23 protein-coding genes and 4 pseudogenes are annotated in these 23,920 nt (G+C 68.5%); 17 read left to right on the forward strand and 10 right to left on the reverse strand.

What is annotated here, in order from left to right:
• Window positions 1-15: 15 nt before the first annotated feature.
• From HYQ63_RS36490 to HYQ63_RS36500, 3 genes are all read right to left on the reverse strand, one after another.
• Window positions 16-420 carry a tautomerase family protein gene (locus HYQ63_RS36490; protein WP_179937972.1) on the reverse strand — a complete coding sequence of 135 codons (405 nt, stop codon included), beginning with the start codon at window positions 418-420 and terminating at the stop codon, window positions 16-18.
• 51 nt (window positions 421-471) lie between these two features.
• Complete coding sequence (locus tag HYQ63_RS36495; RefSeq protein WP_179937973.1) at window positions 472-1,287, reverse strand: MBL fold metallo-hydrolase; 816 nt, start codon at window positions 1,285-1,287, stop codon at window positions 472-474.
• Between the two features lie 101 nt (window positions 1,288-1,388).
• Complete coding sequence (locus tag HYQ63_RS36500; RefSeq protein WP_179937974.1) at window positions 1,389-2,243, reverse strand: LysR family transcriptional regulator; 855 nt, start codon at window positions 2,241-2,243, stop codon at window positions 1,389-1,391.
• A 133-nt stretch (window positions 2,244-2,376) separates the two neighbouring features.
• On the opposite strand from HYQ63_RS36500, the pseudogene HYQ63_RS36505 reads away from it, so the two are divergent.
• From HYQ63_RS36505 to HYQ63_RS36515, 3 genes and pseudogenes are all read left to right on the forward strand, one after another.
• A pseudogene (locus HYQ63_RS36505) lies at window positions 2,377-3,563 on the forward strand (YbfB/YjiJ family MFS transporter).
• 26 nt (window positions 3,564-3,589) lie between these two features.
• A complete protein-coding gene (locus HYQ63_RS36510) occupies window positions 3,590-4,618 on the forward strand; it encodes a nitronate monooxygenase (RefSeq protein ID WP_179937975.1) in 1,029 nt (342 codons plus the stop codon).
• 135 nt (window positions 4,619-4,753) lie between these two features.
• On the forward strand, window positions 4,754-4,987 hold the full coding sequence (locus tag HYQ63_RS36515) for a hexameric tyrosine-coordinated heme protein (protein ID WP_179937976.1): 234 nt from the start codon (window positions 4,754-4,756) through the stop codon (window positions 4,985-4,987).
• Window positions 4,988-5,067: 80 nt separating this feature from the next.
• Here HYQ63_RS36515 and HYQ63_RS45190 read toward each other — a convergent pair.
• A pseudogene (locus HYQ63_RS45190) lies at window positions 5,068-5,843 on the reverse strand (IS5 family transposase); the annotation flags it as partial.
• A 182-nt stretch (window positions 5,844-6,025) separates the two neighbouring features.
• Between HYQ63_RS45190 and HYQ63_RS36535 the strand changes: the two are divergent.
• Complete coding sequence (locus HYQ63_RS36535; RefSeq protein ID WP_179937978.1) at window positions 6,026-6,622, forward strand: TetR/AcrR family transcriptional regulator; 597 nt, start codon at window positions 6,026-6,028, stop codon at window positions 6,620-6,622.
• Window positions 6,623-6,995: 373 nt separating this feature from the next.
• The gene (locus HYQ63_RS36540; RefSeq protein ID WP_179937979.1) at window positions 6,996-7,730 is read left to right on the forward strand and encodes an SDR family NAD(P)-dependent oxidoreductase; all 735 of its coding nucleotides are present in this window, start codon (window positions 6,996-6,998) and stop codon (window positions 7,728-7,730) included.
• A 294-nt stretch (window positions 7,731-8,024) separates the two neighbouring features.
• Here the strand turns inward: HYQ63_RS36540 and HYQ63_RS36545 are convergent, their stop codons facing one another.
• The gene (locus HYQ63_RS36545; protein WP_179937980.1) at window positions 8,025-8,987 is read right to left on the reverse strand and encodes an IS481 family transposase; all 963 of its coding nucleotides are present in this window, start codon (window positions 8,985-8,987) and stop codon (window positions 8,025-8,027) included.
• A 140-nt stretch (window positions 8,988-9,127) separates the two neighbouring features.
• On the reverse strand, window positions 9,128-9,403 hold the full coding sequence (locus HYQ63_RS36550) for a hypothetical protein (protein WP_257232369.1): 276 nt from the start codon (window positions 9,401-9,403) through the stop codon (window positions 9,128-9,130).
• A 164-nt stretch (window positions 9,404-9,567) separates the two neighbouring features.
• Between HYQ63_RS36550 and HYQ63_RS45200 the strand changes: the two genes are divergently transcribed.
• From HYQ63_RS45200 to HYQ63_RS36590, 8 genes and pseudogenes are all read left to right on the forward strand, one after another.
• Complete coding sequence (locus HYQ63_RS45200) at window positions 9,568-10,083, forward strand: hypothetical protein (RefSeq protein ID WP_257232370.1); 516 nt, start codon at window positions 9,568-9,570, stop codon at window positions 10,081-10,083.
• Window positions 10,080-10,613 (forward strand): DUF6262 family protein, encoded by a 534-nt coding sequence (locus tag HYQ63_RS36560; protein ID WP_179937981.1) that lies wholly within the window; start codon window positions 10,080-10,082, stop codon window positions 10,611-10,613. The genes HYQ63_RS45200 and HYQ63_RS36560 overlap by 4 nt, the downstream gene beginning before the upstream one ends.
• Before the next feature lie 237 nt (window positions 10,614-10,850).
• Complete coding sequence (locus HYQ63_RS36565; RefSeq protein ID WP_179937982.1) at window positions 10,851-11,756, forward strand: NADP-dependent oxidoreductase; 906 nt, start codon at window positions 10,851-10,853, stop codon at window positions 11,754-11,756.
• Window positions 11,757-11,839: 83 nt separating this feature from the next.
• Window positions 11,840-12,901, forward strand: a complete 1,062-nt coding sequence (locus tag HYQ63_RS36570) for an alkene reductase (RefSeq protein WP_179937983.1) — start codon at window positions 11,840-11,842, stop codon at window positions 12,899-12,901.
• Between the two features lie 11 nt (window positions 12,902-12,912).
• Complete coding sequence (locus HYQ63_RS36575) at window positions 12,913-13,392, forward strand: MarR family winged helix-turn-helix transcriptional regulator (RefSeq protein WP_179937984.1); 480 nt, start codon at window positions 12,913-12,915, stop codon at window positions 13,390-13,392.
• Window positions 13,393-13,682: 290 nt separating this feature from the next.
• On the forward strand, window positions 13,683-14,603 hold the full coding sequence (locus HYQ63_RS36580; RefSeq protein WP_179937985.1) for an SDR family oxidoreductase: 921 nt from the start codon (window positions 13,683-13,685) through the stop codon (window positions 14,601-14,603).
• A gap of 483 nt (window positions 14,604-15,086) precedes the next feature.
• A pseudogene (locus HYQ63_RS36585) lies at window positions 15,087-15,967 on the forward strand (zinc-binding dehydrogenase).
• 66 nt (window positions 15,968-16,033) lie between these two features.
• Complete coding sequence (locus HYQ63_RS36590) at window positions 16,034-16,465, forward strand: nuclear transport factor 2 family protein (RefSeq protein ID WP_179937986.1); 432 nt, start codon at window positions 16,034-16,036, stop codon at window positions 16,463-16,465.
• Between the two features lie 186 nt (window positions 16,466-16,651).
• On the opposite strand, the gene HYQ63_RS36595 is transcribed toward HYQ63_RS36590, so the two are convergent.
• Window positions 16,652-17,482: an AraC family transcriptional regulator gene (locus HYQ63_RS36595; protein WP_257232371.1), complete on the reverse strand. Its 831-nt coding sequence runs from the start codon at window positions 17,480-17,482 to the stop codon at window positions 16,652-16,654.
• Window positions 17,483-17,707: 225 nt separating this feature from the next.
• On the opposite strand from HYQ63_RS36595, the gene HYQ63_RS36600 reads away from it, so the two are divergent.
• Both HYQ63_RS36600 and HYQ63_RS36605 read left to right on the forward strand, forming a co-directional pair.
• Window positions 17,708-18,103: an MmcQ/YjbR family DNA-binding protein gene (locus HYQ63_RS36600; protein ID WP_179937988.1), complete on the forward strand. Its 396-nt coding sequence runs from the start codon at window positions 17,708-17,710 to the stop codon at window positions 18,101-18,103.
• Entirely contained in the window at window positions 18,100-18,492 is a 393-nt protein-coding gene (locus HYQ63_RS36605; RefSeq protein WP_179937989.1) for an MmcQ/YjbR family DNA-binding protein, read from the forward strand. The genes HYQ63_RS36600 and HYQ63_RS36605 overlap by 4 nt, the downstream gene beginning before the upstream one ends.
• Before the next feature lie 148 nt (window positions 18,493-18,640).
• On the opposite strand, the gene HYQ63_RS36610 is transcribed toward HYQ63_RS36605, so the two are convergent.
• Window positions 18,641-18,871: a hypothetical protein gene (locus tag HYQ63_RS36610; protein WP_179937990.1), complete on the reverse strand. Its 231-nt coding sequence runs from the start codon at window positions 18,869-18,871 to the stop codon at window positions 18,641-18,643.
• A 312-nt stretch (window positions 18,872-19,183) separates the two neighbouring features.
• Between HYQ63_RS36610 and HYQ63_RS36615 the strand changes: the two genes are divergently transcribed.
• Window positions 19,184-20,428, forward strand: coding sequence for a PP2C family protein-serine/threonine phosphatase (locus HYQ63_RS36615; RefSeq protein ID WP_179937991.1), 1,245 nt, complete (start codon window positions 19,184-19,186; stop codon window positions 20,426-20,428).
• A 476-nt stretch (window positions 20,429-20,904) separates the two neighbouring features.
• Here HYQ63_RS36615 and HYQ63_RS36620 read toward each other — a convergent pair whose 3' ends face one another.
• A complete protein-coding gene (locus tag HYQ63_RS36620) occupies window positions 20,905-21,174 on the reverse strand; it encodes a GNAT family N-acetyltransferase (protein WP_257232372.1) in 270 nt (89 codons plus the stop codon).
• Window positions 21,175-21,410: 236 nt separating this feature from the next.
• On the opposite strand from HYQ63_RS36620, the pseudogene HYQ63_RS36625 reads away from it, so the two are divergent.
• Window positions 21,411-21,792, forward strand: a pseudogene (locus tag HYQ63_RS36625) (transposase); the annotation flags it as partial.
• 171 nt (window positions 21,793-21,963) lie between these two features.
• Here HYQ63_RS36625 and dxs read toward each other — a convergent pair.
• Window positions 21,964-23,910 carry a 1-deoxy-D-xylulose-5-phosphate synthase gene (dxs, locus tag HYQ63_RS36630; RefSeq protein WP_373689233.1) on the reverse strand — a complete coding sequence of 649 codons (1,947 nt, stop codon included), beginning with the start codon at window positions 23,908-23,910 and terminating at the stop codon, window positions 21,964-21,966.
• Window positions 23,911-23,920: the final 10 nt, after the last annotated feature.

Below are 23,920 nucleotides of genomic sequence, written 5' to 3' on the forward strand. Positions count from 1 at the left end.
ACAAGGCGATTGGTGTCAGCGGCCGGGCACGGCCAGATCGCCCTCGGTGTACTGGGCGCGACCGAAGCCGAACGACCAGTCCTGGGGGCCGTTTTCGACAATGCCGATGAAGACGTTTTCACCGCTGATGCCGAGGGGTTCAAGCTGTTCGGCGATGGTGCGAAAGAGGCGTTGCTTGACTTCGGTGGTGCGCCCGGACTGGGTGAAGATCTGGATCATCACCAGCTTGTCGCTTCGCTCGAAGCCGAGGCCGGCGTCGAGGGCGATGACGTGATCCGCGTCGTGCTCGGTGATGACCTGGAACCTGTCCCGCTCGGGGATGTCCAGCACGTCCACGAGCGCCCGGTGCGTCGCGTCGGCGATTGCCCTCACCTCGTCGGGTCGGCGTCCGCGGATGAGATCGATCCGTACGAATGGCATGTGTGTCGTTCCTTGCTCGTCCTGTTGCCGGTGTGTGTCGGTGAGGGCGGATCAATGGTTCAGTTGCACCCACGTTCCATGGGGTGCGGCCTGTAGTACGGAGGACAGGCCGGCCTCGTGGAAGGCCAGCTCGATCTCCGACAGTCCCTCGGTGAAGTGGGCCCAGGCGTCGTAATGGGCCGGGACGACGGTGTCCGCGCCCAGGACAGCTGCTGCGGCAGCGGCGGCGCGGCTGTCCAGTGAGAGGGGGCGGCCGTCGAACTTCGCCGGGACGCGTGCCGCTCCCACGTGCAGGACGGCCGCGCCGATGTCGGGCACGCGGCGGGAGATCTCCGCGACCGTGCGGATCGAGGCGTTGTCGCCACTCACATACACGGTGGGAAGTCCCTGCCCGGACAGCACGAACCCGGTGACTTCGCAGTTGACGTTCCCGTCGGCGTCGCGCTCGCCGTCCTCGGGGCCGTGGACCGCGGGGACCGCCAGCACGGTCAGGTCGACGCCGCCATCCGCGCGGGGCACGGAGTGGCTGGTCCACGGTGCGAGGCCGACGGCCGGCGAGCCCAGCCGTCCGGCGGCCAGGGGGCCGGTGAGGACCAGCGGGGCGGCCTTCGCGAACGCGCGGCCACGCTCGTCGAGGTTGTCCGGATGCGTGTCGTGGCTCACCAGAACGAGGTCGACCTGCCCCACGGCGTCCTCGCCGACGACGGGGTCTGCCGTCTTGGTGAGGTACCCGTGCGGGCCGGCGTCATCGAAGGTCGGATCAGTGACGATGCGCAGCCCGCCGAGGTCGATCACGGCCGTGGGGCCGCCCAGGACGGTGATCGCGGATTCCTGGCGGGACAAACCTGTACTCAGGATTTCGCTCATGCCATCGACGCTAGTGATTTCCCGCTACCGGCAGAAATGCCGGTGGTGACCCAGCTATGTGTGTCAGGCATAGATTCTGCTCCCCGGAAGGGAGGGTGCGATCAATCCGGGGCGTCGTCCGGCACGGCGGCGTCCAGGAACCGACGGATCAGCGTCCGCTGGGCGCCGGGAAAGTGGACGAGACTGACCCGGCTTGGCGGCGCATTGGTGAGGGGCACGAAGCGGACGGCGGGGTGCTGGCTACGGCGCTGCGCGACTTCGGGAACGATGCCGATGCCGCGGTTGGCGGCCACCGTCTCCAGCCATTCGTCGTAGTTGCCCGTTTCGATGATCCGGTCCGGGCGCTGGTCCGCAGGCCATGACCAGGGGCCGGTCGTACCGCTGACGGTGTTGACGACCAGGGTCCAGTGCTGGACGTCCGTCCAGTCCAGATGGTCGAAATGGGTCAGGTCGGAGTGCTCGGAGCATACGGCGATCCGCGGCTCGTCGAACAGGTGCAAGATGCGCGCTCCTCGTGGCGCGTCGACCTCGCCGCGGACCACCGCGATGTCGAGGGTGCGCTGACGCAGCGCTTGGAGGGGATCGTCGCTCCGGGTCAGGGAGACTGTCGCTCCCGTGCTCTCCTCGAAGCGGCTGACGGTCCGCTGCGTCCAGGGATCGGGCAGCAGCCAGCTGAACCCGAGCCGCAGAGTGACACGGTGGCTCACGACGGCGAGGGCCTGGTCGAGGGTCGCGAGAACTTGCTCGACGTGGAGAAGGAACTCCGCGCCGGTATCGGTCAGTTCGACGTGTCGTGAGGACCGGTCGAGCAGTCGGACGCTCAGATTGCCTTCCAGTTGCGCGATCGTACGGCTCAGCGCGGGCTGCGTGATCAGCAGTTCCTCGGCGGCACGGGAGAACGAGCGATGGCGGGCCACGGACGCGAAGGCCCGCAGGTGGCGCAGTTCGACATCCATCCTCCTCGTGCCTCCTGGCCGCATCCATGTCTGCCGTGCATAGCGGCAGCTTAACCGGCATTTCACAGGCATACATGTGCTGCCTAGCGTGAACGACGGCCACTGAACGTCACCCAGGAAGGTGCCTAAGACCGTGCAGTCATCAGCCCTGCCCGCTACGCGGACGCAGTCTCCTTGGACGCTCGTCGCCCAGGCGGCGGCAGCGCTCGCCGCGGGACAGGGGATCGGCAGGTTCGTCTACACCCCCATCCTTCCCCTCATGCACACCCAGGCCGGACTCTCCTCGGCGCTCGGGGCCGACCTGGCGACTGCGAACTTCATCGGCTACCTCGCCGGCGCCCTGGTCGGCATCGCCGTACCCGCCGTCGTACGGTCGGCCGCAGTTCTGCGTTGCTCCTTCGGCGTGCTGGTGGCGACGCTGGCGCTCATGCCGGTCACCCACGACGGCACCGCCTGGTTCCTGCTGCGCCTCGTGGCCGGCGCCGCCAGCGCGTTGATCTTCGTGATCGCCGTCAGCGCCCTGCTCTCGGGCCTGCGCGAGCACGCCCACCACCTGGTCGGCTGGGCCTTCGGCGGAGTCGGTGCCGGAATCGCCCTGTCCGGCCTGCTGGTCGTCGCCGTGCAGACCGCGTCCACCTGGCAGGCCGCCTGGTGGACCTGCACCGCCCTGGCCGCCCTGCTCGCCGCGGTCGCCTGGCCCCTGCCCCCACAGCCGGAACCCAGGATTTCCGATGCGGCCGCGCATACCGAGGGGCCCCGTACCCACCGCTGGTTCCTCGCCCTGCTCACCAGCTACACCTTCGAAGGCATCGGCTACATCATCGCCGGCACCTTCCTGGTCGCCGCGATCCAGCAGGGCGTCCCGGGCCGTCTCGGCTCCGGGGCCTGGATCGTGGTCGGCCTCGCCGCACTGCCCTCGTGCGCGCTGTGGACCCGGCTGGCCGGCCGCTGGTCCAGCCCGGCCCTGCTGCTCACCTCGCTGACCATCCAGGCCATCGGCATCGCCCTGCCCGCGCTGCTGGGCGGTGCCACGCCCGCACTCGTGTCCGCCGTGCTGTTCGGCGCCACTTCATGGGCGTCAGCACGATCGCCCTGGCCATCGGCGCGCACCTTCAAGTGCCGCGGGCCGTGGCCCTGTTGACAGCCGGATACAGCGTCGGCCAGATCCTCGGTCCGCTGCTCGCCGCCCCGCTGCTCAGTCACGGCTACCACCAGGCGCTCCTGCTGGGCAGCGCGTTGGTCGTCGTCTCCGCGGTCGCGGCCGCCGCCGTCTGCGTCCGCTTCCCGCACCACCTCGGCCCCGTGACCTCGGCGGCCTGACCTCATACCTTTCAGGAGGAGTTGCCATGAGCACACTGCTCTCCGACCTCGGAGCAGACCTTCCCCTCATCGCGGCGCCGATGGCCGGAGGACCGAGCACGCCCGCGCTGGTCACCGCCGCCGCCCGGGCGGGCGGCCTGGGTTTCCTGGCCGGTGGGTACAAGACCGCACAGGCACTCGCCGGGCAGATCCACACCACCCGCGCGGAAGGCGTCGCGTTCGGCGTCAACCTGTTCGTCCCCAACCCGCTCCCCGCCTCCCGGGAGGCGTACCGGCGCTACGCGCGGGAGGTACAGGCGGAGGCCGACCGCTACGGCCTCACGCTGCCCGAGGAGCCGATCGAGGACGACGACCACTGGACGGACAAGATCGACCTGCTCACCTCCTCTCCCGTCCCCTGGGTGTCCTTCACCTTCGGCATCCCGGGCCGCGCGGTCGTCAGCGCCCTGCGCAGGGCCGGGAGCACCGTTCTGCAGTGCGTCACCTCGGCCGACGAGGCACGTCGAGCGGCTGACGCCGGGGTCGACGCCCTCATCGTGCAGGCACCCGCCGCTGGCGGGCACTCGGCCACGCTCACCCCCGAACGGCCTCCCGTACAGGTTTCGTTGCCCGACCTGATCGTCGGAGTGCGCCGCGCCGTCGCCCTGCCCCTCATCGCCACTGGCGGAATCACCACCGCCACCGACGTGGCAGGCGCGCTGGGTGCAGGTGCGCAAGCCGCCATGGTCGGCACCGTCCTGCTGCGCACGCACGAGAGCGGCGCGTCCGCACCGCACAAGGCGGCCCTGGTCGACCCGGCCTTCGACACCACCGTCGTCACCCGTGCCTTCACCGGGCGACCCGCGCGTGCCCTGCGCAACCACTTCACCGACCGATACGACGCGCTCGCCCCGGCCGGTTACCCCGCTCTCCATCACCTCACAGGCCCACTCCGCAAGGCCGCCACCGCAGCCGCCGACACACGGCTGACCCACCTGTGGGCTGGAACCGGGCACCGCCAGGCGAAGGCCGAATTCATCGCCGACACCTTCGCGCACCTCGCTGACCAGCTGTGAGTCCTGCGACTGGCGCACTGAGCACCGTGCCTGGCGTCAGCTGCGCGGTCGGCCGCGCGCTCGCCGCCGAGCGACGGGCGGGACCCGTCGAGAACAAGATGATCCAGAGAACCGTCAACACCACGGAGGTATGACATGGCCACTGAACTGGTCCCCGGCAAAACCCTGATCACCGCTTCTCCGCAGGAGGGCCGCGAGCTTGCCCTCAAGATGGCCCGGCTGGTCATCAAGGCCACGCAGCCCGACGGCGCGGTGCGCGAGCAGTTGCGCCCTGAGTACGCGCAGGACGCGGACTCGCTGATCTCCATCGCCCATGTGGTCGCGGTGGAGTTCGCGACGATCGCCGCAGCGAACGACTACTGGCGCTGACCGACCAACAGAGTCCGCGCCTTGCACGGATTGGGTCAGCACACAGAGCACGGACTGTCTTGCGCAGTTGCTCTCGCGTGTGTCTTGTCGTACCGGGTAGCGATACCTCGCCACGCCTTCAGCTTGTTGATCAGCCGCTCAACCGTGTTCCGCGCCTTGTAAAGATCGGCGTCGTGGCTGACGGGCCTACCGCCCCGGCTGCCTTTCTCCTGCCGGTTGGCAGCTTGGTCCTTTTTCTCCGGGATGACCGCCTTGATAGGCGTTTGCGCAGGTGGGCGCGATTGCCATGCGACGAGTGCGCTTTGTCTCCGGCGACTGCGTCAGGCCGGGTGCGGGGACGGCCGACGGGCCCGCGCACCCGCACCCTCTTCAGGACGGGGATGAACTGCGGGCTGTCCGCTGCCTGGTCCGGGGTCAGGAGGAACGTCAGCGGGCGGCACCTCCGATCGCCGGCGACGTGAATTTTGCTGGTCTGTCCGCCCCTGGAGCGTCCGAGGAGGGCGGCCTTCAGCCGAAGGTTGTGCCGGCGCCGGATGTGTCTTCGTTCATCCCGCTCAGTATCGTCTTCGACCCCCTGCCCGGTTTGTTCGTCGCAATCGCCCCCTTTACGCTGGCCTTCTCAGCCTCCGTGGCGGCCTTTTTACGCCACTGCCGGAAGCGGTTGTGGGCGGTTGTGGGTGGTCGACCAGGCGCCGAACTGCGCCGGCATCTCCCGCCACTGCCCGCCCGTCCTGAACCGCCAGATCACACCCTCGAACTGTTGCCGCAGCCGCTCGGGGTACGGGCCGTACTCACCGACCGGCAGGTACGGCTTGATGAACTCCCACTCCGAATCCGTGAGTTGTCCTCGCGTCACCCAAGAACGTCTATAGGTCTGGGGCCTGCCGCGAAGGCAAATCTCGCAGATTGATCACGACATGATGCGCGCCCTGGCACTCAGCACCGGTTTTCGGCTGGACTTTTCCCGAGCTAAGCCGGGCACATGGCGGCCCGGAGTCCATTGTGGCCCATGCGGTCCAGAACTTGTATTGTGCGGGTATGCCTCGACCTCGTGAGTTCGATGAAAATCGTGTGGTTCTCGCTATCCGTGACGAGTTCTGGGACAAGGGCTACGCGGCGACATCGATGGACGACCTGCTGCGCGTGAGCGGGCTGGGCAAAGGCAGCCTCTACGGGGCGTTCGGGGATAAGCGCAGCCTGTTCCTGCGGGTGCTGCGCGACTACGACGACGCGAACCTGCTGATGCTGCGCGAGCGTCTGGTTTCCGCGGCGCGGGGGATCGACGTGGTGCGCGAGTTCGTACTCGGCCTGACCGGCGATCCGACCGGGGCAGTTGCGCGTCGGGGTTGCCTGCTGGCCAACAGCAACGCCGAGCTTGCCGCCAGCACTCCGGAGGTCGCAGCTGAGGCTCGCCGCAGCTACGACGCGATCGCCACCGTCCTCACCGCGGCGCTGGAGCGCGCCCAGAGCGAAGGCGACCTCGACCCCGACATCGACCCTTCTGAGACCGCCCGCGCGGTCCTCGTCGCGCAACTCGGCCTCATCGCTCTCGGGCGCACCGGCATGGACATCGGAGCGCTCACCGTGATAGCCCAGTCCGCCCTGGCACGGTTGCTGCCCACTCCGGCGCAGTAGCAGCAACGCACCGGCCGACCTGTACCGCCACGGCCTGCAACCGGCTCCGAACCCTGGGGCGCGCCCTGAAGCTGTGCGCTGCGGCTCCTGCGGAGGGCCGCGCTCCGCAGGCCGGGCTCCTGCGCGCTGCCAGTCGTCAGGCGACTCGAAGCGCGACCCGGCAGGCCGATACCGCCGCGGCGGTCGGCGCTGCCGGTGGTGCGGCCCCGCAGTTGTCCGACCAGAGGTCGCGGGTGCGGGACAACTGCCCGCAGCCTGCGCAGCCCGTCTACGGGGCGCGCCGGGAAGCCCCGATGCCGAAGCAATCTTGACTGTGCGGTCCATATCGGGGAAGGTTGTGGACGCAACAGTCCATAACTTGAAGGAGCACGGCATGGCCGTCTTGGAAGACAAGGTCGCCGTGGTCACCGGGGCCAGCACCGGCATCGGGTTCGCGACCGCGCGCGCATTCCGCGACGAGGGCGCCACGGTGTTCATCACCGGTCGCCGCAAAGACGCGCTCGACGCCGCGGTTGCCGAGCTCGGACCTGGCGTGACCGGCGTGGTCTGCGATGCTTCGGTGCCCTCGGAGCTCGATGCGTTCTACAGCACCGTGCGCGACCAGGCCGGACGCATCGACGTGCTGGTCGCCAACGCCGGCGTCGGCACCGCGGCGCCGTTCGGTGAGGTGACGGAAGATCTGATCGACTCGGTGTTCGCCACCAACGTCAAGGGAACGATCTTCACTCTCCAGCAGGCGCTGCCGCTGCTCAGCACAAACGCTTCGGTAATCCTGACGGGTTCGACCGCTGCGACACGGCCCAACCTGGGACTTGAGGTCTACGCAGCGTCGAAGGCCGCAGTCCGCACGCTCGCCCGCGGCTGGGCTCTCAGCGCGCGCACACACGGCTTCCGGGTCAACGTCGTATCCCCGGGCGGTACGCGCACCTCTGGTCTGCTTGAGCTGGTCACACCCGAGATGCTCAAGCAGGCCGAAGGCGCTGTTCCCCTCGGCCGGCTTGCCGAGCCCGAGGAGATCGCCGCCGTGACGACGTTCCTCGCCTCGGACGCGTCGAGCTACGTCAACGGTGCCGAGTTCTTCGCCGACGGTGGATACGCGCAGGCATGAGCGCTCTCGTAAGCGCCGATTCAGGTGTGTCTCACGCACGGTCCGGGGCTGGGGCGGTGGCTGGGAGGAGGCGTGTCTCGATAACCTGACGGCGCGCGGACACCCACGTGCATGGCGATGGCGCGCATCGTGCCCAGCGCACGGTTGGCCGGAAGCTGAAGGCGTGGCGAGGTATCGCTACCCGGTACGACAAGACACACGCGAGCTACCTCTCCGGCCTCTACCTTCGCGCCTCGATGATCTGGCTCAAGGACCTCGCCCGGGCCATCTGTTGATCGCAACCGAATACGCGCCCTAGTTGTGTTGTCCGGGCAGGTTGGTGACGCGGCTGGCTGGGGTGTGGCCGCTGATGCCGGTGTGGGGTCGGTGGTAGTTGTACCAGTCCAGCCAGTCGGGGAATGTTGCCTGGCGTTCGTGCTCTGAGGTGTAGGGCTGCTGGTAGGCCCATTCATCGAGCAGGGTGCGGTGGAAGCGCTCGACCTTGCCGTTGGTCTGCGGTCGCCAGGGGCGGGTCCGACGTGGGCTGATGCCCAGGTCATGGCAGGTGCGGTGCCAGGTGTTCTTGCTGTAGGCCCAGGCGTTGTCGGTCAGCACCCGCTCGATGGTGACTCCGCGGTTGGTGAACCAGGCGCTGGCGCGGGTCAGGAAACCGGCGCAGGTGGCGGCTTTCTCGTCGGTCAGGGCTTCGGTGTAGGCCAGGCGGGAGTGGTCGTCCAGGGCGGTGTGGAGGTAGAGGTAACCGCCGCCCGTCCGGCGTTGCTGGTTGCCGCGGCCGGCAGCCCGTCCGAGGGCTTTATGGCCGCCGCCGTCGGGGATACGGCCGAGCTTCTTGACGTCGATGTGGACCAGTTCGCCCGGTTGGGAGCGTTCGTAGCGGCGGACTGGTTCGCCGGTGGCCCGGTCACACGTGGCCAGGGGCGGCAGGCCGTGGCGTTGGAGGATGCGGTGAGCGGTGGAGGCGGCGATGCCGGTGCGGGCCGCCGGCCGCAGTGGCCCAATGCGGTGTTCACGGCGCCTGCGCAGGACCTGTTCCTCCAGGGCGATCGGCGTGCGACGCGGCGAGCGATGCGGACGGCTGGAGCGGTCGTGCAGACCCGCTGTCCCCTGGTGGCGGTAGCGGTGGGTCCAGCGGGCTGCGGTGGTGTGGCTGACCTGGAAGCGTTCGGCCGCTTGCCGCAGTGGCCATCCGTCCTCGACGACGCACCGGGCCAGACGCAGCCTGCCGGTCGGGGTCAGCGGGGCGTTACGGTGGATCAACGAGGGCCTCTTGCGTGCCGGTGGTAGATGTCGCAATCCACACCGAAACCAGAGGCCCTCGCCTCGTTCAAGCACCACTCACAGCGCGTCGCCTGTCACCAACGTGCCGGGACAGCACACCTAGGCGGTTTCCGTTTGGATCAGCTGCTCGTTGGTCCGGGTGTGTCGTTGACTGACGCGCAGTGGGCGCGGATCGAGCCGTTACTCCCGGACCGGACGCCGAAGCGGTGTAGCAGGGCCGCGAGGAGTGCCCGGTCGGGCCAGGTCAGCTGCGGACGGTCTACCGTGCGCTGTAGCACGGCGAGTTGGTGTCGCAGCGCCAGGATCTCCAGATCTTTCTCGCGATCGCTCATCGGCACGAGCCGTACGAACGTGAACACGGTCGACACGGTGAGGTAGAGGAGTCGCAGCAGCACAGTCAAGCATCTCGCGGTCGGTGCGGATGGGCTACACCCGGTCTTGGCCCAGGGGAGGAGAGAAGCGATCGCGTTGACCTTTCTCCAAGCTCACCGACAGCGCGACCTGCACGGACGTAATATCCGGCACCTACAGGGTCAGCCAAGAGCGGGGGCGCGACGCTGTGGACCGGGTGATCGCCCTTCAGTTCGACCGTAACGGCACTCGCGTCTGGCGCAAGGCCCAGTCGTTGCTGGACTCCGAGCACGTCCGGCGAGCGATCGGCGAAGTCAGCGTCCCCTACGGCGTCTGTCAGGAACCCTCGAACGTCGCGACCGGCGGACAGAGCTGCCCCATCCGGTTCCGGTGCGTGGGCTGCGACCACTTCCGCACCGACGTCTCCTACCTGCCCGACCTGCAGGCGTACCTGGCCGACCTGCTGCGCAGCCGGGAGAAGCTCCTGTCGGCATTTGCCGCCGACGACTGGGCGCGCAGCGAGGCCATGCCCTCCGAGGAGGAGATCCGCAGGGTGCGCCGGCTGATTGACCGGGTCAAGGCTGATCTCGGTGACCTCACGGCCGAGGAACAGGGCTCAGATCGGGGAGGCCGTCGCCGTCGTACGCCGCAGCCGGAGCGTGATGCTCGGCATGCCCCGCATCGGCCACCCCTTGCCCGACATCCACGTCAGAGGTCCGCATGAGCACCGCTATGGCCGACGGCCGCCGCGCCGACAGTGAACGCCGCCGCCAGCGCGTGAAATCCGCCATCGTGCAGGCCACACGTACCGGCACGGCGATCAGCGTCAGCGGCATCGCCCGGCAGGCCGGGGTCGACCGCACCTTCCTCTACCGCCACCGTGACCTACTCGCGCTGATCCACGCCGCCGAACGCGAGCCGCACGGACCACCGTCCTCAGCCAGCCCACCGGTCAGTCTGGCATCGCTGCAAGCCGACCTCGCCAATTCTCAGGCCCGCAACACCCGCCTCGTGGCACAGGTCCGCCGGTTGGAGCGGCGCCTGTCGGAGCTGATGGGAGAGCAGGCATGGCGTGACTCGGGGCTCGGCGCCCCCGTCGACGTCGAAGAACTCCAGCGCCGGGTCGCGAGTCTGGAGCAGATGAACACCGAGCTGACCGCCCAGCTGGAGGGTAGGGACGCAGAGCTGGAGGCGGCCCGCGCGGCCAACCGGGAGCTGACCCGGGCGGTGAACCAGCGTGGAGCCGCCCTGTAGCTCAGTTGGTGCTGAGATGCGAGTCAGAGGGGCAATTAGTTGATCTTGAAGCTCCGGTGACTGCTCAGCTCTCCGATTCATCCTCGGCAAGAACGCAAGTGATCGGCGCACCCTGAAGCGAGCCGAGGTGGCCATCTTCGCCCCCGCGGCCGCGAATACTTGGCTAGCCATGTGATTGCTGTTACGTTGGTTATGTGGCCAGCCATGCTTTGGGTGGCCAGAGGGAATGGAGTCATCATGAGAGCAATCGTTTTCGACCATTTTGGCGGCCCGGACGTGCTGCACGAGGCGGACATCGAGGTTCCGCAGCCCGGCCCCGGTCAGGTCCGGGTCCGCGTGAAGGCCGCCGGGCTGAACGCGTTGGACGGCAAGATCCGCTCCGGGATGATGGAGGCCGTCCGCCCGACGACCTTCCCCGCCGTCCCCGGTGGCGAGCTCGCAGGCGTGGTGGACGCCCTGGGTGAGGGCGTGCGGGACGTGCAGGTCGGCGATGAGGTGCTGGGCTGGTCGGACACCGGCTCGTACGCCCAGTACGCGCTGGCCACCACCGTGGCCTCCAAGCCCGCCGGCCTCGACTGGCAGCATGCGGTCGCGCTGCCGGTGGCCGGCGAGACGGCCGAGCGGGTCCTGAACCTGCTGGGGGTGGCCGCCGGGGAGACCGTGCTGATGCACGGCGCGTCCGGAGCGGTGGGCACCCTGGCGGTCCAGCTCGCCACGGCCCGCGGAGCACGCGTGATCGCCACCGCGGGCCCCTCCAACCAGGACTACCTTGCCTCGCTCGGCGCCACCGCGACCGTGTACGGCGAGGGTCTGGTCGAGCGGGTGCAGGCGCTGGCCCCCGACGGCGTGGACGCGGTGTTCGATCTGGCCGGGAAGGGAGCCCTGGAGGACTCCATCACCCTGCGGGGCGGCACCGAGCGCATCGTCACCATCGCCGACTTCGGTGCACGGCAGCTGGGCATCACCTTCTCCCAGGGGCCCCAGGAACGCTCGACCGCCTGCTTGGCCGCTCTGGCCCAGGACGCCGCGGCCCGCAAGCTCGTCACCACCGTCACCGCCTACCCGCTCGACCAGGCGGCCACGGCCCAGCAGGTCAGCGACGCCGGGCACGTCCGGGGCAAGCTCGTCCTGACCGTCGACTGAGCACGTCCTCCCACCCCTCACACACCACCACCCGCTGCCTTTACGGTGACCGGCCGGTCACCGCCCTGTCGAAGGACCCCCTCATGCTGGATTCCCTGTGGACGCCGACGACTCTTGGCGGCATATCTCTGCCGCACCGCCTGGTCATGGCCCCCATGACCCGTGACCGCTCCACTCCTGAAGGCGTCCCCACCGAGCTGAACGCCGAGTACTACGCCCAGCGGGCCTCGCACGCGCTCGTCATCACCGAGGGAACCCAGCCCTCCGCCGACGGCCAGGGCTACCTCCTGACCCCCGGCATCCACAACGACGAGCAGATCGCCGGGTGGCGCAAGGTCACCGACGCCGTGCACGCGGCCGACGGCCGGATCGTCATCCAGCTGATGCATACCGGACGCATCGCCCACCCCGACAACACCTCCCACGGCCGCCGGCCGGTCGCCCCTTCGGCGATCCGGCCGCAGGGCGCGATGTTCACCGCGTCCGGGCCCCAGGAGATGCCGACCCCCCGTGCTCTGTCGACGCAGGAGGTCGCGGCGACCGTCGAGGACTTCCGTCGCGCCGCAGCGGCCGCCGTCGCGGCCGGCGCCGACGGCGTGGAGATCCACGGCGCCAACGGCTACCTGGTGCACCAGTTCCTGTCCGACAACACCAATCAGCGCACCGATGGCTACGGCGGCTCGATCGAGGGCCGCATCCGCTTCGCCGTCGAGGTCGCCGCCGCGGTGGCCGACGAGATCGGCGCCGAGCGCACCGGCATCCGTATCTCCCCCGCAAACCCCTACAACGACATCGCCGAGTCCGACACCGCCGAGCTGTATCCGGCGTTCCTGGACGCCTTGCGCCCCCTGGGCCTGGCCTACCTCCACGTGATGCACACCGGCGACGAGGAGCTGCTGGGCACCCTGCGCGCGCTGTGGCCGACCACGCTGATCCTCAACCGGGGCGGCACCGACCTGCCCGCCCGCGCCAAGGACATCGGCAACGGCACGGCCGACCTCGTCTCCGTCGGCGCCCTCGCGCTCGCCAACCCGGACCTGGTCGAGCGGCTTCGCGTCGGCGCGCCGCTGAACACCCCCGACCCGGCGACCTTCTACGGCGGCGGAGCGGCCGGCTACACCGACTACCCCACCCACACCGGCTGAGGAACCGAACCATGCCCACCCCCGAACGCCGCATCCCCACGACGGCCGGCGCAGGACCGATGAGCTACGCGATCTTCCAACTCGCCCGCGCCCACCGCGCCTACGCCGCCACCCTGCTGCGCGAGATGGACCTGCATCCCGGACAGGAACTGCTGCTGATGCACCTTCTTGACCGGGACGGCCAGTCCCAGTCCGAGCTGCTCGAATGCCTCGGCGTGGACCAGTCCACCATCTCCAAGGCGCTACGCCGCATGCAGGACGCCGGCCTGGTCATCCGCGAGCCGGCCGCACATGACCGGCGCGTCATGGTGGTCCACCTCACCGACAAGGGCCGGGCGATGCGCGAGCCCATCGCGGCCCTGTGGCAGGCCCTGGAGGAGACCTCTGCCGGGAATCTGTCGGAGCAGCAGGCGGAGTCCTTCGTCGAGACCGCGTACGCCATCACCGAGGCGATCAGCAGCCGCGCGCTTCCGGAAGAAGAGTCCGCCTGACTCCCCGGTGTGCACCCCATGCCCGCCTACGCCACACCACACGTGACGAGGGGCACGCGGCCTGGGGAGCACACCGTCCCGCATGCGGCGCGACCACCTTCAGGTCGGCCATATCACCCACCCCATCCCGGCTGCCTTCGCGGCACGTTCCGGCGGCGAGGCACACTGCGGATCCGCCCCCACGGCCCGCCTCCATTGACCCGCCCGGCACGCAGGTGCCCATGTCTGCAGCCACCTCAGCCGTGCCCACCAAGCTCCTCGCTGATGACCTGACGGAAAGTGAGACCCCCATGCCTGCCACCGACTCAACCACCCTCCCGGTCCTCGTCGTCGGGGCGACCGGCTCCCTGGGGAGCAAGGTCGTCGACGAACTCCTGAGGCGCGGCAAGACCGTCCGCGCCCTGGTGAGGCCGGCCAGCGACGCCGGCCGGCTCGAAAGCCGGGGCGTTCAGATCGCCCGCGGCGACATGCTCGACTTCGACTCGCTCGTGACCGCCATGAACGGCGCCGACGCCGTCATCACCACCGCCGCCGGCTACACCCGCGGCGGCAAGAACGCCCACGACATCGACACCATCGGCAACGCCAACCTCGCCGAGGCCGCCCACCGCACCGGCATCCGACGGTTCGTCCTGACCAGCATCCTCACCAGCGACCAGACGCCCGATGTCCCGCACTTCTGGCACAAGAAGCTCGCCGAGGACAAGCTCGAACAGCTCGGCGTCCCATTCGTCGCCCTGCGCCCGGGGGCGTTCCTCGACCAGGTCGCGAGCATGGCGGGCGACCCGGTCGACAAGGGCCGCATGGTGTGGATCGGCAAGGCCACCGTCCCGCTGACCTTCGTCCACACCTCCGATCTCGCGGCGTACCTGGCAGCCGCGGTCGACGCCGAGGCCGAGGCCGGTGAGCGGATCGACATCGGCTGGGACCGTCCGGTCAGCATGCGGGAGGTGGCCGACGTGATGGGCAGCCGGGCCGGAAAGAAGATCAAGGTGTGGGTCGTCCCGTCCGCCGTCGCCCGCGCCGCAGGAGCCGTCGCCGGCCGCTTCATGCCCCTGATCGCGGACATGGCCGCGATGTTCCGCTGGTTCGAGACCGGACGCTACGTCGCCGACCCCCGTCGCCAGGAGCAGTTGTTCGGGCCCGTCCCCACGGCCGAGGAGGCCCTCGCCCGGTTCACCGATGAGCTGCGCACCGCACAGCACCGGTGACAGGCCCGCGTCTCAACCCTCGCCGCCCGGCGGCCTGACCAGGACGCCTCGGGCCCATCCCTCCTGGCCGAACCACTCCACAACGGTTCCGGCCGAGCCAACGGGTGACGGGGCGGGCGCTCAGCGCTTCCCTGGCCGGGATGAGGGGCCCAGTGAAGACCTGCGATCGCGGGGCTTCACCCGGTGTCCCCCATTGACCACCAGATGTCCGCAACCGACTGAGCGATTCGCCGGATGTCGACAGAAGATCGAGAGGTGCTGCGGCGACCACCTCGCCCCCGGGCCGCAGCATGGCGAATGGCGATCCTGCGGGCCGTACACGATAAGCAAGGAACTGGCATGGACAAGCGTGCAGCATCCTCCGCAGGCGCCGCCCCTGCGACGATGCGAGCGGTCGTCGTCACTCAGCCCGGCGGCCTGGATGCCCTTCAGGCCACCACGGTGCCGATGCCCGAGCCGCAGCCCGGATGGGTGCGCATCGAGGTGAAGGCGTTCGGCGTCAACGAGTCCGAGGTCACCACACGAAAGGGCGAGTCGGACCCGGAGGCCACCTACCCGCGGAACCCCGGCATCGAGGGCGTCGGTGTGGTCGACCAGGCCGACGAGGACAGCGGGCTGCGCCCGGGGCAACAGGTGGCGACCATGATGGGCGGCATGGGCCGGTCCTTCGACGGCTCGTACGCGCAGTACGTGACCGTCCCCGCAGGGCAGGTCATCCCGTTCGAGACCGGCCTCCCGTGGGAAGTGGTCGGCGCGCTGCCGGAGATGTTCCAGACCGCCTACGGCTCCCTCGCCACGGGCCTCGCTCTGCAGGCGGGGCAGACGCTGCTGATCCGCGGCGGCACCTCCACGGTCGGGCTGAGCGCGGCCACGATCGCGAAGGACCTCGGAGCCACCGTGCTGTCCACCACCGGCAGCCCGGACCGGGCCGGGGAACTGCGGGCCGTGGGTGTCGACCATCCTCTGGTCGACAGTGGCACCATCGCCGACCAGGTGCGCGAGTTGATGCCGTACGGCGTCGACGCCGTACTGGAACTGGTGGGCTGCTCGGTCCTCGCCGACACCTTCCGCATCGTCCGCCGCCACGGCACCGTCTGCTTCACCGGAGCCCTGGCGGGCCAGTGGACGATCTCTGACTTCACCCCGTTCATGATCCCCAGCGGGGTGCGGCTGACCAGCTACGCGGGCCGGCCACCGACCTGCCGGCGCAGGTGTTCCAGCAGCACCTGCAAGCCATCGCCGCCGGGCGGCTCAAGGCCCCGGTCGCGAAGGTCTACCACGGCCTGGAGCAGGTGCGCGATGCCCAGGCCGACGTCGAGGCCGGCACGACGCCGGGCAAGCACGTGGTGCTGCTCGACGACTGAGAAACACACACTCATCCGCCGCCGCCCTCGGAGCCGGCCGGCGGCATGCACGAAAAGGAGACTGTCATGGGCGTCAGCAAGGAAGAAATCAGCAAGACCATCCTGGAACTGGAGAAGTCCTTCAACGAGCGGTGGAGCGTCGGCGACAACCGCGGCTACCTCGACAACTACGCCGAGGAGATCAGCTACTTCGACCCGATCGAAAAAGACCTGGTCGTCGGCCGTGACGCGGCCGTCGCCCACATCGAGGCGATCTACTCCAACCCGCACATCGTGCGCAACGAGTACCTCAATCCCGTCGTGCATGTCAGTGATGGCGGTGACTTCGCCGTCCTGGCCTACAACCTGAACACCTACGTGCTCGACGACAACGGCAACGAGCGGCAGCTTCGCGCCTGGAACGCCACCGAGGCGTACCGGCTGATCGACGGCGACTGGCGCATCGTGCACTCCAACTGGGCGTTCACCCAGACCGCGACAGGCGCCATCGCGTCCTGACCTGGGATCAAAGGGGCCCGTGAGCAGCGATCGAAGGAGACGGCCGGCCCCGGCCCGGCCCCAGCTCCGGACGCGATCAAGGTTCACGGGGCACGCGTGCGCAACCTCATGGACATCGACGTCACGGTGCCGCTGGGCAAGCTCGTCGCGATCGCCTGGCGGCCGTGGGTTTGTGCTGCGCCCGCCTCACATACCGGTCCTGGTTTCGCGGGCCGCGAAGGCGGCCGGGGTGAGACCGGTGTGGCCACGGAAGAAGCGGCCGAAGTTCGCGGGATCGGTGAATCCGAGATGGACGGCCACAGCCCGGGCGTCCCAACCGGCACCTCCCAGCAGGCGCCGGGCTTCGAGCAGCCGCCGCTCGTCGATGACCTCACGCACCCCCTTGCCGGTGGCGTCCCGGGCCGCGCGGCTGAGGGTACGAACCGAACAGCCGAGCAGCCCGGCATAGTCCGCAGCCCGGTGCAGTTCCCGGAAGTGCAGCTCCATGGCGTCCACGAACCGTGCGTACGTGTCCCTGCGGCCCGTGCCGCCCGCCAACGCGCCGGTGGAGGTGACATCCGGGGAGTTGGCAAGGCGCAGCAGCAGTGATTCGAGCAGGCTGCGCCGCAGGGCGTGGTGGACATCGAGCCGGCGGCGCCCCAGTGCACGGTGCTCGTCCAGGAGTTGGAGCGCCGTCTGCCGCAGCCAGGCCGCGTCATCGGGGTGCGGGCTCAGTACGGCAGGGGCCTCGTGCGCGGTGAGCGGGGCCAGCAGGCGGGCGGCGTCGGACGTCAGCACGTCCGGCTCGAACAGGATGAACAAGCCACGGACGGCACCCGGCGGATGCCAGCACTGCGCGTGCCCGGGACGCACCCACAGCCACTGCCCGCAGGCCACGGTCCGCGTGACGTGGTCGACATCGTGGAGCAGCTCACCCTCGGTGACGAGGATCAGGTAGTGGAAGGTGGCGCGGCCCGGACGGGGCGGATTCCACGGCCAGTCATCGTGCTCGGCGAAGAAGTCCTCGACGGTGCTCACCTCAAGGCCGTACGGAGTGCCGACCGGGGGCTGGAAACCGTACAGCGGAACCGCGGCCTGCCCGCTGCGTCCGACGCGTGGAGAACGCCTGGGGTGTCGCTTGTCGACCATCACATGTCCGCAGCGTACCGCCCGATTGCCCGCTTCAGGGAAAAGGATGGGGCGTGCCGTCCGCGTCCCTTGGTCGACGCCCCTGCCTGCCACCACCAGAGGAAGGAAACACTCATGAACGGATCGACCATGCAGACGTTCGCCGCCGAGTGCGCGGAGGAACTGCCCGGAGCCCAGCTGGAGCATCCCTTCGGCCCGGACTGGGAGGTCTTCAAGGTGCGAGGCAAGGTGTTCATGCTGATGACCGAGGTCCCCGGGCGCCCTGTCGTGATCCTCAAGGCGGACCCCGACGAGGCCCATGCTCTCCGGGAAAGCAACAGCCACATCACCCCCGGCTACCACATGAACAAGAAGCACTGGATCACTCTGGAGGGCGGGAAAAGCGTCGACAAGAAGCTCGTCAGGGAACTCGTCACCGACTCCTACCTGCTCGTCGTCGACCACCTGCCCAAGGCCGAGCAGCCCGTCGACCCGCACACCTATGGCACCAGCACGCGGGCGGCCCGGTGAGCACGGCCGGTGACCGCCTCCAGGACACCGCCCGCAAGGCGGCCCTCGCCCTCCCCGACGTCAGCCACGGCCGCCCCTTCACCCCCGGACTCGACGTGTACAAGGTCGCGGACAAGGTGTTCCTGATCGTCACCGACGACCCGGACGAACAGATCATCACGGTCAAGTGCGAGCCCGAGCACGCGCGGGCACTGGAGCGCGGCTACGCCTCGATCGCCCCGGGCCGCTATCTCGACAAGAGGCACTGGATCTCGCTGGGGGCCGGGCGGGGCATCACGAAGCAGCTGGTCAACGATGTGGTCGAGCACTCCTACGACCTGGTCGTCGACGGTCTGACACAGAGCGAGCGCCCGCCGCGAGCCCCTGGCCCGGACGCGGCCGACAGGTGAACGTTGGCCGCGCCCCCCTTGGACACTGGCTGGCCTCAAGTCAGCCAGGCAGCTCTGGGAGCTGGTCGATGACGCCGCCTCGCTTCCAAGTCCTTGTGCACACCGGGATGGCACCGGTCGGCTGCTGATCACCACCCGTACTGCGCATCTACCCGACTCCGGACTCCAGCTCGCGCGCTCGCATGCGCAAGGCCACCCGGTGACCCGGCCCGGCCGTGCGCCAGTAGGGGTGCCACCACACTCGCGCCGACAGCTCCAGCAGCCGTCGTCGCAGCGCAGTCGTCCGTTCATGCTGTGCGGGATCGGCGAGCGCCCGATAGGTACGATCCCAGGCACTCTGCGCGGCGATCAGGTCCTCGGGAAGAGTGGGGCATCGCATGGACCTATTGCATCTTGCGTTCGATTTCTCTCGCATCTGTGCAGGTGAGGCCGTGCGGTAAATGTGACTGAGCGCCGTAGTTGGCGAATCCTGAGCGTTGTACTTGGCGGGCTGACGGGACTTGTTGAGATCGGCCAAAGGTGCTCTTTGTTCCTCAGTGGGGAGTACGAGCACGTGTCTGGGGCTGCCGTAGCGTCTTGTCCGTTGTGCGTTGGAGCTGGTCAGTCGTTCGACTCTTCCCCCGCGCCCGCGACATGGCCGCCGTTGGCGTAATCGACTGGCCGTGCCAGGCGGCTGCGGCACCCTGCGGCTATGGCTGAAGGCGAGCGCGAGCAGGACAGGGGCATGGTGGACCGGTCGGAGGGATTCGGCGAGCGCCTGCTGGGGGTGCTGCTGGACCGGGCCCACGAGATGCCGCCGCAGCTGATCGCTCCGCTGATCGCGGAAGAGGTTGCCAGGGTCGGTGGCCGTGACGTCTCGATCCTCCTCCAGGACTACGCGCAGATGGTGCTCGCTCCGCTGCCGGGTCGGCGACTGGTGGTCGCCGAGCCCGAGCTGATCAGCGACTCCCACGCCGGAACGGCGTTCCTGACCGCGGCTACCGTCGAGGTAGCGCGTGACGACGGCGGCGTCCGGATGTACCTGCCGTTGCTGGACGGCAGCGACCAGGTCGGGGTGATGGCCGTCACCTTGGACTCCGTCGATGACGACGACCGGCGGCTGCTGCGCAGGCTGGCCGGCCTGGTCGCCGACATGGTGGTCACCAAACACACTTACACCGACCTGTTCTTCCAGGCCCGGCGCCGCGAGCCGATGAGCGTGGCCGCCGAGATCCAGTGGTCCCTGCTCCCCCCGCTGGCCATGTCCGTTCCGCAGGTCGCGTTGGCAGGGATCCTCGAACCCGCCTACCGCATCGCCGGCGACAGTTTCGACTACGCCCTCAACGAAAGTGTCCTGCACGTGGCCGTAATCGATGCGATGGGCCACGATCTCGGGGCCGCCGCGATGGCCACCATCGCCATTGGCGCCTACCGCCACGCCAGGCGCGCCGACGTCGACCTGGCCGAGATGTACTTGTTCATGGACCGGGCGATCGCCGGTCAGTTCGGTCCCGATCGCTTCGTCACCGCGCAGATGATGCGCCTGGACACCGCGACGGGCCATCTGCAATGGGTCAACGCGGGCCACCCGGCACCGCTGCTGATCCGCGGCGGCCGGGTGCTGCACCCCCTGGAGGGCCCGACCACCCTGCCGGTCGGCTTCGGCGGCGAGCAGCCCCGGATGAGCGAGTACCAGCTCCAGCGCGGCGATCGGCTGCTGTTCTACACGGACGGCGTCATCGAGGAGCACGTTGCCGGACAGGAGCCGTTCGGCGAGGAACAGCTCATCCGCTGCGTCGACCGCATGATGGGCGAAGCGAGTGGGGTACGTGCCGAGGTGCGTTGGCTCTCCCAGAGACTGGTGGAGGAGCGGGGCGGGATCACCAGCGACGACGCGACCCTGTTCCTGGTCGAATGGCGCGGGGGCGTCGCCGACCACCTCGCCCTCTTGCAGTAAGCCGACCTCAGAACCGTTTCACGGTCGAACCACGTGCCGATTTCCGGCTGCATCTCACTGATGGTTCGCACCTGTGTCCACCAGTCGTGGCCAGCGGGATCGCGGCCCTCATCGGCCGATCACAGTTTGCCGATCGTCACACACCAAATCCATCGCGCGCCAAGGACCGACTCCTGGAGGGGATCCTTCAGCGTCGAGGTGTTGAAGCGGGACGTCTCCGTCACCTCGAGACCGCTTTTGGTACCCCGCCGAACGTCCCAGGCATTCCGTCACTCCGGGAGCCGCAATTCGTCGGTTTCCCCCAGATAGGTCGGATGGTCGTGCGGTCACGGCCCGCCTGAGGGTCGGAGTGACCGCCGGAGGGCATCGGCGGCTCGCTGCTCGGGCCGATCCTCGCCGGATGTGGCCTGCCGGGGGCGCGCGCCACTCCCGTAGCGGCCGCCAACTATCGCGCTCAGACTCGCCAACTACATCGCTCAGTCACAACCGTCTGCGGCTCGCCGTACTCGACCACCTCGCTGTGCGACGGACAGGCCGATCGCCTCCAGCAGGCGCCGGGAGCCTGTGTTCGCGCTCTGCGCCACCGCCACCACCGGAAATTCGCCCGGCAGCTTTCGGGCCCACTCGACCGTGGCGGCGACCGCTTCCCGGCCCAGGCCGCGCCCCCACCACTGCGGGAGAAACGATGGATACGCATAGCCCGCGCCGAATGCACCGACCGACTCCTCATCATCGGTGAACGACACCTGCGTACGGTCCTCACCAGGCACACCGAGCACTACAACTCCGGACGAGCTCACCGCAGCCTCGACCTACGTGCTCCAGACGACGACCCGAACATCATCCTCCTGCCTGTCGCCGCGGTCAGGCGCAGGCACTCGGCGGACTGCTCAACGAGTACCACGCCACGCCACCCCGACCGCCTCATTATCCACAGGAAACGCCCAGCTCAGCGGCCTGATCGGAATATTGGCACCCTTCAGGCGAACACACAGGCCCGAGCCCCGTGGACCGGGGCAAGCCGGGTTCCAAGATGCACATCCTGTCGGACGCGAACGGACTGCCCCTACTCGTCGGCATCTCGGCCGCCAACCTCTATGACAGCGAAGGGCTGAAGCCCATGGTTGAGGTCACCAAGCGAGGGCATCGAGTCCAGCGAACGATTAGGCCGACGCCAGTGGGTCATCGAGCGGACCATGTCGTGGCTGTCCGGGTACCGCCGACTCAGCCCCCGCTACGAACGTAACCCCCGCAACTACCTGGCCTTTCTCGGCCTCGCCGCCGCCCTTTGCTGCTCTACACAGGCCGGCGAAGTAGCTGGTCAGAAGGGGTGCCCCTGGTCCAGGGGCACCCCTTCCGCGTAGAGCCTGTCTCACCAACCGGCTCTGTCACCTTGTTGATCAGCGTGTGTGGACCAGGCGTGGGCCACTATGCGGCCGATCCGGCGTACGAACTCGTATGTACCGCATATCGGTTGGCTTCTTACGGGGCCCCTGCTCCGCAGCGGGGGCGTACGGGCCCCGATGGACCCGCCCTTAGGCGTTGTGGGTAATCGGTACTGCGTTGCTCGGAGTTCCGGCTCCTTGGTGAAAGGCTCCGATCTCGCCCAGGGCAAGATCGACGCTGTCGTGGATCGCCTTGTGCAGGGCATCCTCGGTGAGTTCCAGTTCCGCGAGGAGTTCACCCCGTGATCCGTGGTCGAGGAACTGTTGGGGAATGCCGATCACTTGGACCGGAGCGGCGACACCGGCATCACACAGTGCCTGTGTCACGGCTGCGCCCACGCCTCCCATACGTCCGCTGTCCTCCACGGTAACGATTTGACGGTATCCGCGGGCCAGGCGGATGAGCCCCTCTGGAACAGGCTTGACCCACCTCGGGTCGATGACCGTGGCGTTGACTCCGTCGTCGGAGAGCCGGTGCGCCACCCGCACGCACGGGCCCGCCATAGCGCCCACACCGACGATCAGTACGTCGCGCTGCCTGGACTCGTACAGCACGTCGACGCCGTGCCTGCGTTCGAACGCGGGTACGGCGGACTCGACCGCTCCCTTGGGGAAACGCAATGCTGTCGGCGCGTCCGTGACGTCAACGGCCTCGCGGAGTTCCTCGCGAAGCGTGTCGGCGTCCCGGGGGATGGCTACGCGCAGGCCGGGAACCATGTTGAGCAGGGACAGGTCCCACATGCCGTTGTGGCTGGCACCGTCACTGCCTGTGATTCCAGCCCGGTCCAGTACGAACGTCACACCGCACTGGTGCAGGGCGACGTCCATGAGGAGCTGGTCAAAGGCCCGGTTCAGGAAGGTCGAGTAGATGGCGACGACGGGATGTAGGCCGGCCATCGCCATGCCGGCCGCGGAGGTGACCGCGTGCTGTTCTGCGATTCCGACGTCGAAGAGCCGGTCAGGGTGGCGTTTGCCGAACTCATTCAGTCCGACCGGCCCTTGCATGGCCGCCGTGATGGCGGTGACGCTCGGGTTCTCCGCGCCGATCTTGGTGATTTCCGCAGAGAAGACGGAGGTCCAGGTCTGGGAACCGTCCGACGATGCTTCGCCGGTGCGGGAGTCGATCTTTCCCACAGCGTGGAACCGTTCGGCTTCGTCTCGTTCGGCAGGACTGTATCCGCGTCCCTTCTCCGTGATGCAGTGGACGATGACGGGACTTCCGAACCCCTTGGCAAGACGGAGGGAGTTCTCCAACTCGGCGATATCGTGTCCGTCCACCGGCCCGACGTACTTGATGCCGAGATCCTCGAAGAGCGCCTGTGGTGCCACGATGTCCTTGAGCCCCTGTTTGACGCCGTGCAGGGTCTCGAAGACCGGATTGCCGACAACGGGCGTACGTTCGAGGACCTCCTTACCGGCCGCCAAGAACCGTTCGTACGCCGGCAGGGTCCGCAGGGCCGAGAGGTGCCGGGCCAGCCCTCCGACCGTGGGCGAGTAGGAACGGCCGTTGTCGTTGACAACGATCACCAGGGGCCTGGAGTTGCCCGCCGCCGCTATGTTGTTCAGAGCCTCCCACGCCATTCCCCCCGTCAAGGCACCGTCTCCGATGACTGCCACCGCGCACCGGTCGACCTCGCCGCGCAGCGCGTACGCCTTGGACAACCCATCGGCGTAGGCCAGGGCCGTGGAGGCGTGGGAGTTCTCGACCAGGTCATGTGCGGACTCGGCCCGCGACGGGTAGCCCGACAGGCCGCCCTTCTTGCGCAGGGTGGAAAACCCGTCCCGGCGTCCGGTGACGATCTTGTGGACGTAGGACTGGTGCCCGGTGTCCCAAACGAGGGAGTCCTTGGGGGAATCGAAGACCCGGTGCAGCGCCAGGGTGAGTTCCACCACGCCGAGGTTGGGGCCCAGGTGACCACCGGTCTGTGAGACGTGCTCGATGAGGAAGGTGCGTACTTCCGAGGCGAGTCGTTCTAACTCCCCCTCGGACAGGTTGTGCAGATCCTTCGGGGAGCTGATCTCGTTGAGCAGCTTCACCATGGGATTC

The organism is Streptomyces sp. Rer75, assembly GCF_013414305.1.
In the GTDB taxonomy this organism is placed as follows: domain Bacteria; phylum Actinomycetota; class Actinomycetes; order Streptomycetales; family Streptomycetaceae; genus Streptomyces; species Streptomyces himastatinicus.